The organism is Pseudoalteromonas holothuriae, from assembly GCF_945859825.1.
Classification (GTDB): Bacteria; Pseudomonadota; Gammaproteobacteria; order Enterobacterales; family Alteromonadaceae; genus Pseudoalteromonas; species Pseudoalteromonas holothuriae.
In genome coordinates, this window is record NZ_CAMAPC010000025.1 from 28,792 (window position 1) to 42,181 (window position 13,390).

Below are 13,390 nucleotides of genomic sequence, written 5' to 3' on the forward strand. Positions count from 1 at the left end.
GCCCAAAATTGCATTATTTAGCAAACGCATGCGCTTTCATTACATCAGCAACAATATGAATTGTATCAATCCATGCTTGGCGTAATTCGGTATTCCACTGCTCACCCAAGCCGACCTCTAAAGTATGCAATAAAGCATTCCCTACTGGTGTAAAATCTTTTGCTTGAACTCCATAACCCACATGACGTTCCGCTAAAGCTTGTAATACAGGTACCAATTTATCTAAATCATCTAGCCCTGCTACAGCTAACTTAAGTGTGGCCATTAATTTTTGCCCTTGGCTTTTAATACTGTTTTTAAATAATGGTTTTAAGGACGGATCATATTCAAATAATGTGGTGTAAAAAATATCCCCGGCCTGCTCAGAAATTGGCTCTACTTGTGCAAAACTACGCTGTACTAATAACTTTTGTCGCTCTGTTATCGCCATAACTTGTCCTTATTTAAGACGCCAACGTGATTGGCGTTTTATACCAATTGCATTAAATAAATGATCAGATACTGCGATAGATAAATTACTTAGTAACAAGGAAAAAATGATTCATACAGTTATTCTACATGAGTCATTTTTAATGCAGTTAACGCGTCATTTAGCTCGCTAGAGTGATCAATGTTTTAATAAAACGGGTAATTAGTAGCCTATTAAAAGTAGCCACTAAAACAAATTAATGCGAGTCTAAATTAGTCTTTATAACCCCAAGGTGCAGTGGGTGGTTTAATAGGCTGCGTTAAATCAAAGTCGACCCTAAACTCTCTCCCTTCACGTACCATACGGTAGCTAAACACCTCTTCATAAATAAACATTTGCCAAGTATTACCCATCGACTGCGGGATCCCTTGACGAACAAAAAGCTCTTTTGAATATTGATCTGCTGGGAACGACTGAACATTCGCATAACCGGCATCTAATGTATGACCGCCATACATAGTTGAAATATCATCGGCTCCATCTTTGTGGCGATGATCATGTTTTAAACTTAAGCCACTGCCAGTCTTAGTTATGATCCAAGTACGTGAAGCATCATCTCCAACATGAAATGGTACTTGTAACTGGCGCTCGTCACAGCGGCGAACATGCATAATCAACTTTTTATCGGCAAATGAACTAGGTCCTGATGCATTATCAACAGTTACCTCACCTTCATAAGCATTCCCACAGTGCGCTGCTATTTGATTAAAAAATGCATCATGTGTTGGAATAGAAACCAATGGTGCAGGGCGAGAAAATGCCATAGTACTGGTAACAGCCAAAACACTAAGCGCAAATAACTTCATAATGATATCCCTAAAAAGACAATACCTAAAAATAAAAAACCAAAGGGTAATCCTCCCTTTGGCTCGATGCAATCAAATGCGTTAAAGCTATTTATTCGACAAACATTTACTGCCAAGGCCTTTGCAATTTTAGCTGCTGCTCATACGCATTAATATGGTCATTTAACTGCTCAGTTTCACCGATAAAGTCCAAACCACTTAACAACCTTGCTTTAATATCTGAACGTATATCAAAACTGATGGCATCAAAGTATTGACTACGCAATTGCTGATTGGCCAAATCAACTTCCATTTGAATATCTTGATGTTGTTCGGTGAGTTTAAACAACTGCGCTAGAGTATCTGCTGGTAAAGCAATACACAGCATTTGATTATTGCCGCAGTTATTAAAAAAGATATCCGCGAAGCTTTGCGCCAAAATCACACTAAAACCATATTGCTTTAATGCCCAAGGCGCATGCTCGCGCGATGAACCACAGCCAAAATTATCTCGTGTAAGTAAAATTGATGCCCCTTGGTAGCATTCACGATTAAGCACAAAATCAGGACTTGGTTTTCCATCATCTAAGTAGCGCCAATCATAAAACAGCGCTTTATCAAATCCATCACGGCTAGTAGAAGTTAAAAACTGCTTGGGGATTATCTGGTCGGTATCTACGTTATTTTTATCTAACGGTGCCAATAAGCCTTGATGATAACAACTCATTACACTTCTCCTCGAATATCAGTAAAGTGACCCGTAATTGCAGCCGCTGCCGCCATAGCAGGGCTCACCAAATGAGTGCGACCACCACGACCTTGACGCCCTTCAAAGTTACGATTTGAAGTAGATGCACATCGCTTACCTGCCTCTAGACGGTCATCATTCATGGCCAAGCACATTGAACAACCAGGTTCACGCCATTCAAACCCCGCCGTTTTAAATATCTCAGCTAAGCCCTCTTGCTCTGCTTGGCGCTTTACCAGTCCTGAACCAGGCACAATTAAAGCTTCTACCCCTTTGGCCACCTGCTTACCTTTAACGATATCTGCAGCAGCACGTAAGTCTTCAATTCGGCTATTAGTGCAAGAACCTATGAATACAGTATCAACTTTAGCGTCAGAAAGTTTTTGCCCTGCCTCTAACCCCATGTACTGCAGTGCACTGCGAATTGCATCTGCTTTAATTAGGTTTGGCTCTTGTTCAGGGTTTGGTACACGCTCATCAATGCCAATTACTTGCTCAGGACTTGTGCCCCAAGTCACTTGTGGTTGAATGTCTTTGGCATTGAGCTCAACCACATAATCGAACTCAGCCCCTTCATCTGTACGTAATGTCTGCCAATAAGCAACCGCGGCATCAAAATCGCTCCCTTTTGGTGCAAATGGGCGACCTTTTAGATAAGTATAAGTCGTTTCATCCGGCGCAATTAAACCCGCTTTGGCACCCATTTCAATGCTCATGTTACATAAAGTCATACGTGCTTCCATTGAAAGTGCTTCTATGGCAGCACCACAAAATTCAGCCACATAACCAGTGCCACCTGCCGTTCCCAACTTGCCAATTACTGCCATGATCAAATCTTTGGCAGTAACTGTGGGGCGTAATACACCATTGATCTGAATTTTTAACGATTTGGCTTTTTTCTGCTGTAAGGTTTGCGTTGCTAAAACATGCTCTACTTCTGAGGTGCCAATACCATGCGCCAAAGCACCAAATGCACCATGAGTTGAAGTATGGCTGTCACCACAGACAATTGTCGTGCCTGGTAAAGTAATCCCCTGCTCAGGCCCCATTACATGCACAATACCCTGATTAATAGAGTTCAAGTCATACAGTACAATACCAAACTCTTCACAGTTGTTAGCTAATGCCATCAATTGGTTTTTTGATACTTCACTGGCAGCATCTAAAGAACGACTTTTCGTCGAGACATTATGATCCATGGTAGCAAAGGTTTTTTCTCGGCAGCGCACGGTGCGATTTTTTTCTCTTAACCCTGAAAATGCCTGCGGTGAGGTCACTTCGTGTACTAGATGTCTGTCGATATAAAGTAAATCAGTTTGTTCATTAATCTTGGTAACCACATGAGATTGCCAAATTTTGTCATATAAGGTTTGTGCCACTTGCTACGTCCTCAATTTTGTTGACAGCCTGACGAAGACTGCCAAATAAATAGGTTAAACTCTTGCCACTATCGCTTGGGCAACATCTTGTGTGGTATAGCCTGCCTGTGGAAAAATATCAGGGGTACCAACGCCTGCGGCCACCGCTTCTGCCACCGCTTTTTCTATACTGCGCGCAGCTTCATCTTGACCGAGTGAATAACGTAGCATCAGCGCCGCACTTAAAATTTGCGCTATAGGGTTGGCAATACCTTTGCCTGCAATATCCGGCGCCGAGCCACCAGCTGGCTCATATAAACCAAAACCTGATTGGTTTAAACTGGCTGATGGTAGCAATCCCATGGAGCCTGTGATCATCGCACATTCATCAGATAATATATCGCCAAACAAGTTATCACATAGCAGCACATCAAATTGCTTTGGTTGCTTAACCAATTGCATTGCCGCGTTATCAACATAAATATAATCCAGTGTCACTTCTGGGTAGTCTTTGCTTATTTCTGTTACCACTTCTCGCCACAACACACTCGATGCGAGTACATTTGCTTTATCTACTGATGTAACATGATTACGGCGTAATTTAGCCGCTTCAAAAGCAAATCGCGCAATGCGCTCAATCTCATGCCGTGAATAACGCTGAGTATCAAACGCCGACTCTTCTGACCCATTGCCTTCACGGCCCTTTTCACCAAAATAAATACCACCGGTGAGCTCGCGAACACATAAGATATCAAAGCCTTGCTCACTAATATCTGCGCGAAGTGGTGAGGCTGCGCTTAATGCAGGTAACAGTTGCGCCGGGCGCAAATTACAAAATAACCCAAAATGCTTACGCAGTGGCAATAATGAGGCACGCTCAGGCTGTTCATTGGGTGGTAAATTCTCCCATTTCGGGCCGCCTACAGAGCCAAATAAAATAGCATCCGCTGCCTCACATGCAACAAGAGTTGCAGCAGGGAGCGCTTGACCAAATTCATCAATGGCTGCACCACCAATCGCATGACTTGTAAGCGATAAGGTAAAATTAAACTTCTCGCTAACGGCACCTAAAACACTTAATGCTGCTGCCATTACTTCAGGCCCAATGCCATCTCCTGGGAGTACGGCAACTTGGTAACTTGCTTGGCTCATCCTGCTTTCCTTTGTTGTTTTAAACTAGAGACTTTTTGCGCTCTATCAATAAGATTGTAAACACGGATCATCGCCCGCACAGAGGCTTCAACAACGTCGGCCGCCAGACCTGCGCCGTGGTATTGTCGGCCATTATATTTCGCTATAATATCTACCTGACCCAATGAGCTTGCACCTTGACCGGTTGCGTCTAAGTTATACTCAAGCACTTCGACCGCCATGCCAGTAATGCGCTCGATAGCTAAAAACGACGCTTCTACAGGGCCATTGCCTGTCGCCGCTTCTTGTTTTGAGTGCTCCCCCGCTGTCATACCAATAGTGGAACTGGCGACCGATTGCGAGTTAGAGGTAGAATTTACAAACTCCAATTTATAGTGCTCATCTTTATCACTGATTTGATTAAAATAAATCATGGCCTCAAGGTCATAGTCATAAACTGTGCCTTTTTGATCTGCTAAGGCTAAGAAGCTCTCATATAGCGAGTCCATATCATAGTCTGACTTTTGATAACCTAATTCAGTTAAACGGTGCTCTATCACATGACGACCTGAGCGTGACGTCATATTCAATTGGTTATTTGGCACCCCAACACTTTCTGGAGACATAATTTCGTAGGTGTTTTGCGCTTTTAATACTCCATCTTGGTGAATACCAGAGCTATGGGCAAACGCATTCTCACCAACAATCGCTTTGTTTGGCTGTACCGCCATATTGCATATTTTTGCCACCTGACGAGAAGCACGATAAATCTCTTCGCTGTGAATATCAGTGCGCACATTTAAATGGTCTTGGCGCATTTTCATGATCATCGCGACTTCTTCTAACGAGCAATTTCCTGCACGTTCACCAATCCCATTCACCGTACACTCAATTTGTCTTGCCCCTGCCTGTACCGCCGCAATTGAATTGGCGACCGCTAAACCCAAATCGTTATGGCAATGTACACTCAAGCGGGCTTTATCAATGTTAGGCACGTTATTCATCAAATGATGGATCATCGCTGCATATTCATCTGGTGTTACATAACCAACAGTGTCGGGCAAATTAATGGTTGATGCCCCGGCGTTAATAGCTGACTCAACAATGCGACACAAGTCACTGTGTGGCGTGCGCCCTGCATCTTCACAAGAAAATTCAACATCATCAGTATAATTACGCGCTAGTTTAATCGACTTAACAGCCATTGCAGTGGCATCATCTAAGCTCATACGCAATTTATGTTCTAAATGCAGCGGGCTAGTTGCGATAAAGGTATGAATACGACTTCGCTGTGCACCTTTAAGTGCCTCGCCACATGCTTCAATATCTTTACTAACTGAGCGTGCTAAACCACAAATAACCGGGTTGCGTACCTCGTTAGCAATTCGCTGCACAGCTCTAAAATCTGCAGGACTGGATACTGGAAAACCAACCTCCATCACATCAACATTCAAACGGCTAATGGCATGTGCTAACTGTACTTTATCGTCTTCCGTTAGGCTGGCTTTTAACGCTTGCTCACCATCACGTAATGTTGTATCAAAAATCCATACTTTATCCTGCATAACTTATTCCTCATCCCCAAAAAATAAAAAACCCCGCAATGTGCGGGGTTGAAAGTAGTTGCTCTGTTTACGCGCACTACACCCCACTGACACAATTAATCAGTAAGAGGTTAAGCAGTAGTGACAAACGCGTAATATTTTTCATGGAGCAATTTCGTCCTGTTGATGGATTAGTTATGTTTTAACATGGGAAACAAAACAAAATCAAGCATAACATCTCTAAAAAACGATTTAAAAAAACAAAAAACCAAAAAACCAATCCACAAAAAACAAAAATAAAGGCATAAAAATGCAAAAATACAGCACCACAAGAATGACCATACAGATATACATAAAATATACGATTAGAATTACTTTTTTAAACTCGCCTACCCATTTGGTTAATGGTTAACCACCACTTTATTTTCAATTCAAGTCGTCTGTACTAAATAACTAGGACATGTTGATCTTTGCTGTGTGTTTTGGCAAGGCAGAACCTGCGACGCATAGTTATTCTATGTAAGTAATTTGATAACGTAGAAAAAATACCCGAATGTAACTTACTCAAATAAAGTGTCGTCTCTTATAAAGATAAGGACATGCTATTAATGGCATTGCCCTAGCCAAGGTTGTACAAAACAGGTTGCTCTTAGGTCTTCTAACTGGGACAGTTTCACATGGGCCACGTCAAGTTCAGCTTCTGCATTTGCTTGCTCCTGTTCAGTTGCAACTTGTAAGAATGCATCTGCTCGTTGATAACGCCGTAAGGCCTGCCCGAAACGTTGATCTATATCTCGCCATACCTGCTCATACTGCTCAACATTCATTATATTTTCATCTACATTTACATCAAAATGCCCTGATTCTTCATACGATTTGGTAACTATACTGCGCGGCAACTTCGGTAACGTACTCAGCTCATTGCTTAACTCTCCTCCAAACGTATAGTCAGCCAGCGCTTGTAAAGTGTTTAAGCAAGGGGATATATTACTGCCCCGACAGTGTTGTGGATTGCTATCAAGTAGCTGCTGCAGTTTGGGTGGTAACGTGCCATTGGAATTTGCATCAATGGTTAACACTGCATTTTGGGCAAGCTTTTCAATTTCTTTGATTTTGGTTTTAGTTTTGGTGAAAAACAACAAGCGAATTTTAATTTTTGTGATAAATTTTTTGTAATCTGCCTCTGATCGAAAGTGCAAACGCGTGTTGATAAACAAGTCTCGGCCAAAGTTCACTTGGTAAATAAAATTATCGCCACATTGCGTCCCCTCATTAACTATTTGACGGTTTTCTAACGTACTGTGGCCTTGCGACAATTTTAGGTGCAGTTGTGAGGTTAAACTTAAGTTATCTGTCGCGTTTTTATGTGTAATAGACGTTGAAACACTGCCAGCAACAATAAACAAGTTGATGCCACCGTGTATTTCCCCGAATGTTCGACGCCTTATTTGCGTTTCGTTTAAATGTTGCAAATAGTCTAATTGCCCGGCACTTTCTGTATGATATTTAACATCACCAGCTAAACATTGTGTCTGAGCTTGATAAAGCTGAGTGTTAAATGCTTTTCCTAAATCTTGTTCACTGAACTGTTCACTATAATAACGCTTTGCACACACATTAAACGCTAATAAAAGCATTAACCCTGCTGCTACTAATCTCATGATTGCTCCTTTAGCTAAATAACTAAGCCACATTATGACTTGTGACTTAGTTATGCTCAGTCAGTTAGCCTGCGTTAAATGCATTATCATAGGTGCTTAATGCCCCTTCACATAAACGCCAATTTAAAACACCGATTGCAGGTGCATTGATATTTATAAAAGTAGGTGCCCAACGCATATTGCGATACTTAACACTATCTTGCTCACTCACCACACCAGCGCGCACCGCTTCTTGACGAGCGAGTTCGCATTGCTTCCAGTCTAGGCGATCGGATTGTGGTAGCTGTAATTGCGTTATATCGTAACTAGCAGGGCAAATCTTGCCACGACGTGCACAATCATCTTTCATTTTCTGTACTTCGTCCTCACACGCAGTGCCAAATGGATTATCACGACAGAACTGCGCCGCATTAAATAAAAACCAAGCATTGTCGTAAGCTAGGCTTTGTATTGATTCAACCGCGCTACGTTGTACTTGTGGCAAATACGCATAGTAACTAGTCAATAATTTAGAAGCTCGCTGCTCATCCAATACAGCTTGTTTAAAGTCATCTTCCAACTCACTGATCAACCACTTTGTGGCATTGCGAATAGTTTGATAATCAGCAACCAGCGGGCGTAACGCCAATGATGCACTGTCATAACGCGTAGTGTAATAACGCACTACGTTATAGTCACTCAACGAGTTTAACTGCGAGCCAAACCCTGTTTTAGCGTATTGCACTGCTTCATAAAACATATCAAAACAAGGCTTTGGATTATCCAGCGAACAAGAGATAATATTATTTGGAATAATACTTAATAACTGCTTTGGGTCACCGCCATTTTGAATAGCACGCACAGTTATTTTAACTGAGGACTTAGTATCGTCTTGTAGGTACTTAAGCTGTCCACCCACATTAAATACCCCTCCGTAGAGATCCACATCAAGATAGCCACCAATTTCAGACTTATCTTTATTGCTACCGTAATCTATTTTCAGGTTCACCATAATATTGGCACCATATTCGATAGCCGATACAAATTCATCTCCGGCTAACTGTTGCAATCTAGCTTGATGTTTATTAGCTATCTCCTCACCGGCTTGTGATAAGGTATAACCAACATTGCTATCTTGAGGCAGATACAAACGCTTTTTAGGCGTACTTCGAGCACTGAAAGTATAAGAGCTTGAGTAAGTACTTGACGCCATTTCCTTTGCTAATGACGCACCCGCAGACACACGTACCACAGGAAAGTTGACATCTAAATCAACACTGCCGTTTAACGTGCTAAGTAAATCGTCATAATTCATGTCAATGCCGGTTTTGAAAGTGACCTCGCTGTTGCCATAAGTCTCATCAATACGACCCAAGACAGGCTGTACGTTTAGAAAACGCTTTGTTTGACTGTCATACGCTGTGCCAATGGCAATATGATCATTGATTAAGCCCGAAATAGACGATCCCGAATTGATAGTTTCTTGTGCTATTATTTCGCCTTGCTTAGCCATTGCTGTACCTGTGCAAAGTCCCATCAATAGCATCGTTGAGTAAATTGGTTTCATTGCTTTATCCTTAACGAATTGTCACCAGGTAGTCTTCCACCTCACCATACTGAATACGCTTACATACGTTGTCAGACCCACCACCAGCATCACTGGCTATACGCATTAATGTGACGCCATCGGGTACTTCAGTAGGCACTTCAAAAGTAAACTGAAAAATGCCATCAGAAGCAGACTTATACACCATTTCAGACTCGCTCATTGCGCCATCTTGATCCCAATCAATCCATACTCGCATTGCGACATATGAAGGGTATTGTGGTTCTTTATTGCCTGGCGTCACCGACATTTTCACCATCCTTCCTGCGGGCAACGTGACCACTTTACCTGTTATGGCGCTATAGCCATGGCTTAGCGATTCATGGCTAAACGCTTCAACGGTCACTTTTTCAATCCACTCCCATTCATTGTCATAGCTTTGATTATCGCAATATTGGTTTTTCAGTAATGTCGTTTGCAACGCAACTGGCACATACTCTGGTGGCATCGTATTACACGCATCACTAGCGCTATTACCTGCCCGCCATTCATATGGGTTGCTAAAATCACTATTCGCAAATGTCAGGTAGTTAACGTGCCCTTGCGCCACTTTTTCTGGTGACAACCAAAGTGCTCTTAGTTGATTCAGCTTCTCTTCTTTGCTGACTATCTGCGTGGTATCGTGTGATTGCTCCCAAATCTCTACTAATAGCCCGTCATAGCACTTTTCTAACCAAGCAAAGCGACCTTGGGCCTGCTCAACAGTTAAAAATTCACCCACTTCGTTATAGCTAGCTTCTTGTTCAAGTGCGGTATTGGCATACACTTGCGTTGTTGCACACATCACTGATGTGGCGATTAATAAACGTTTCATCATGTTCGTTTCCTTACTTCAAAACATCGCTATAGCCGCTGTAATCTACATAATAAACTAGGTTTGCGGCTTCATAATCAATACAGTAATTGCCTTCTGGATTTTGCTCACAATAATCCACCATATCGGCAAATAAATTGGCGTTATTACGACTTGCCGATTCAATATTACTTAGCTGTGTCAACTGCTCATTAGTAAATTGCGATGCGTAATAGCGCTGTAGGTTTTTCGCACGACGATAAGTCAAGCGCTCATCAATCCAGCGCCTTGTTAACTCTTTGACGACTAGCTTGGTTAGGTAGTTTGCACCTTCGTAGCCTTGTGCTGGAACAAGTGCTTGTAACGCAGGGCCTGAGTCTTGGTAATTAGCAATGTAAGCATCGGTTACGTTATAATCATCTAGTGAATCAAACTGATTAATATAATCATTTTTCAAATAATTAATGGCTGATTCAAATAGCTCAAAACAAGGCTCTGGATTAAGCAAAGTACAGCGCATAATACCGTTAGGTATTATGTTTAATAAACGATTTGGATCGCCACCACTTTGATAGCCACTAATAGTAATTTTAACCGATTGTTGCTTCGTATCATCGAGCTTTTGCAGCTGCCCATCAACTTTAACTTTACCTATCCAATCGACACTTAAGTAGCCACCAATTGCGCGCTTGTCTTCTTCATTGCGATAATCAATTTTCATATTGATCACCACATTAGAACCATAGGCAAAGCCATGTACAAAACCATCCCCCAAGTTATTCTCTCGATTACCCGGCTGTGCTTGGGCTAAATCAAGCGCGGCTTGTGTTGGCATATAGCCCATTTTGCTACTTGGCATCAACATCCGAGATTTCGGCTTCATTGATGAGTAGACGGTGTAAGTACCTGTGTACTTATCTGCACTAATGTCTTTGGCATAATTAGCACCAGCGTCAACACGAACTGCGGGGAACTTAAAACCTGCATCAACTTTGCCGTCAATGAGTTTCAATGCTTGCTCATACCCCAAGTCAACACCCACTCGAAAGTCTATTTTACTATTGCCCAAATGCTCAGCTTGTACACCCTTAACTGATTGCAGACCTAAGTAATTTTTACCCTTGCTGTGATAAGCCGTTCCCAATGGCACGGCATCTATATTATTGGGCTGCGCTTGAAATTGCTCTTCAGTCTCACTCAATGCCAATACTGCAGTTGAACACAATGCTGCCGCTAACAAGTTTATATGTATCAGTTTATTCATAATTCACTCCGTGAGATGGCCCTTACGGGCCATTCCTGTTACTTAATACTGTTGAGGTAGTCTTTGTGCCAAGGCTCTGGCAAACGAATCAGTACATCCTGCTCAGTCTCTACGTCATCTTTAAATTCATTGTTGCTTTGCATGGTAAGATCGCCAACTTGAAGGCCATTAGCAAACATACTAAATGTTTCTCCCTCTAAATATTTAGGGTCATTTGTGCTGCGAGCCAGACGTAAGTTATACACTTTGTCTTTGAACTTCACTTGTGTGATTTTGCTAACAAACTCAACACCATCTTGGGTATGAATACGGTCTCCTAACTGAACTTCATTCGCCCAAATAGAATGACCAGATTGCATAATCACAGGATGAGATTCGGTCAGTAATAATTTTTTACCTGATTTGGTTTTCAGCTCCACCATTGGAATTGCTTCTACACCAACGGAAATATCTGTGATGTCCAGTGCTAAATGGTTAGCAGGCGTGTATTGACTTGCACCCAACACTTGATCACCCACTGATAGTTTCTCAATGGGCATTTGAGTACCATTAGGTAGAGTAATTAAGCTTCCCTCAGCCAAACAGCTATACACAATTTGCATTTGTGGATAATCAATATCTTCCCATGAGCCCAAGCCTGCAGAGCCAATCACAACCGTTTCTGCACGAGGGGTTTGACCTGGTCGAGGCTCATTATCTACTGCAATATTCATAATCCAATTGGCATCTTGATAACGTCCATAAAGTGATGCATCGCCAAATACGCCTTGATTACGAGGAATGTTCCAAGACAATTTAGTCTTAGTACGACGGCCAAATGGGATGTACTCGACGTTAATGCTATCTGCAAAAAAGTTTTGAATGTCACTGTACTGATCGCCTGAAATAGAAGTAGCTCCACCCCCTTCTTTGGTTTGGATAAAGATGTTAGAACCAAAATCAATCACGTCTGGTTTTTGCACTTGTGGACCTGCGGTAAGCGTCGTACTACCGTCACCATTATCAACGACATCTACAACACTCCAATCTGGACGATAAATGCGAGTCACTTTACCCATCAAAATGTATTCACCCACAAATGGGATCTTTAACTTCAGCTGGTCATTGGGCGTGCCATGAGGATAAATATTTTCATAATCGCAATCACCGTAATTTCGGTTTAAACAAATAATAATTTTATTATCTAATTGGGCTTCGGCTTTAGAGCGTAAATCTTTTGGATGAGACAATGTAGAACCAAAATCAGTCCTCATTATACCTACATCTTGCTCAATGACTGACACGCCAACTTCTTGTGTCTCAACAGGGAGTAACCCTAACTCACCAAGCAAGGTTTCTTTTGAATACTCAACTTTCGAATTTCTATCTTCAACAACTTCGTTACCAGCTGCGTCTGTATAGACGATGGTTACCCAAGCATCTGCGTATATACGCTCAGCACTTTGTAATTTAGCGACGGCATCACTCAAACGTGCGGATGAATAAATTGACTTTCGCTTCTTCTCATCACCATCACCAAAAAACTCCGCATAACGGGGCAGCGTAATCGACTGACCTTTTTCATTCACTAAGGTGATATCAATAAACGTATAGTTGGTAGGGGCTTTTTCACTATTGAGCGCCGAGACCACCAAGTAATCTTCATTGGTACCCGGCAAAGTTGCCACTTCAACACCCATATGTTTAAAGAAAGAACACAAACTTGCATTATGCGCACCACACTCATTACTACTGTTCATGCTTGCAATGGTTGCTTTTGGTGTAGCAAACGCACGTTCGTATTGCTTGTCAATCACGCTAAATAAATGGGGCCTATTTTGCTTGTTAAGCCCATATTTATTTAAGCGCTGCTTAAGTGCATGCACGTTTGTTTTGCTGGTTAAATCTGATTGCGTAAAACCTTGTTTGATATCGAGCACCGATCTCTTTGCTGCTAAATTTACATCATCTCCTTGTGAGGCTTGCGCAAATGAAGCAGCCGCGCCCAATGCCAGAGCGACTGATAAACTGAGTAATTTCATCATGATTCCCTTTGTTATAATTGACCTTAAA

Annotated in this window: 11 protein-coding genes; all 11 read right to left on the reverse strand. The window is 41.9% G+C overall.

What is annotated here, in order from left to right:
* Window positions 1-13: 13 nt before the first annotated feature.
* Window positions 14-430, reverse strand: a complete 417-nt coding sequence (locus OCI93_RS19550; protein WP_261595169.1) for a globin family protein — start codon at window positions 428-430, stop codon at window positions 14-16.
* A 251-nt stretch (window positions 431-681) separates the two neighbouring features.
* Window positions 682-1,275 carry a hypothetical protein gene (locus tag OCI93_RS19555; protein ID WP_261595170.1) on the reverse strand — a complete coding sequence of 198 codons (594 nt, stop codon included), beginning with the start codon at window positions 1,273-1,275 and terminating at the stop codon, window positions 682-684.
* 106 nt (window positions 1,276-1,381) lie between these two features.
* A complete protein-coding gene (gene leuD / locus OCI93_RS19560) occupies window positions 1,382-1,981 on the reverse strand; it encodes a 3-isopropylmalate dehydratase small subunit (protein ID WP_261627103.1) in 600 nt (199 codons plus the stop codon).
* Window positions 1,981-3,381 carry a 3-isopropylmalate dehydratase large subunit gene (leuC, locus tag OCI93_RS19565; protein WP_261595172.1) on the reverse strand — a complete coding sequence of 467 codons (1,401 nt, stop codon included), beginning with the start codon at window positions 3,379-3,381 and terminating at the stop codon, window positions 1,981-1,983. Before leuC ends, leuD begins: the two co-directional genes overlap by 1 nt.
* 54 nt (window positions 3,382-3,435) lie before the next feature.
* On the reverse strand, window positions 3,436-4,512 hold the full coding sequence (gene leuB, locus OCI93_RS19570; protein WP_261627105.1) for a 3-isopropylmalate dehydrogenase: 1,077 nt from the start codon (window positions 4,510-4,512) through the stop codon (window positions 3,436-3,438).
* Window positions 4,509-6,056 (reverse strand): 2-isopropylmalate synthase, encoded by a 1,548-nt coding sequence (leuA, locus tag OCI93_RS19575; protein WP_261595174.1) that lies wholly within the window; start codon window positions 6,054-6,056, stop codon window positions 4,509-4,511. Before leuA ends, leuB begins: the two co-directional genes overlap by 4 nt.
* Window positions 6,057-6,640: 584 nt before the next feature.
* Window positions 6,641-7,696 carry a hypothetical protein gene (locus OCI93_RS19580; RefSeq protein WP_261595175.1) on the reverse strand — a complete coding sequence of 352 codons (1,056 nt, stop codon included), beginning with the start codon at window positions 7,694-7,696 and terminating at the stop codon, window positions 6,641-6,643.
* Window positions 7,697-7,760: 64 nt separating this feature from the next.
* Window positions 7,761-9,242, reverse strand: coding sequence for an internalin (locus OCI93_RS19585; RefSeq protein ID WP_261595176.1), 1,482 nt, complete (start codon window positions 9,240-9,242; stop codon window positions 7,761-7,763).
* A gap of 10 nt (window positions 9,243-9,252) precedes the next feature.
* Window positions 9,253-10,098 carry a GEVED domain-containing protein gene (locus OCI93_RS19590; protein WP_261595177.1) on the reverse strand — a complete coding sequence of 282 codons (846 nt, stop codon included), beginning with the start codon at window positions 10,096-10,098 and terminating at the stop codon, window positions 9,253-9,255.
* A gap of 10 nt (window positions 10,099-10,108) precedes the next feature.
* Window positions 10,109-11,338, reverse strand: a complete 1,230-nt coding sequence (locus OCI93_RS19595) for a hypothetical protein (protein WP_261595178.1) — start codon at window positions 11,336-11,338, stop codon at window positions 10,109-10,111.
* A gap of 38 nt (window positions 11,339-11,376) precedes the next feature.
* A complete protein-coding gene (locus tag OCI93_RS19600; RefSeq protein WP_261627106.1) occupies window positions 11,377-13,362 on the reverse strand; it encodes a Hint domain-containing protein in 1,986 nt (661 codons plus the stop codon).
* Window positions 13,363-13,390: the final 28 nt, after the last annotated feature.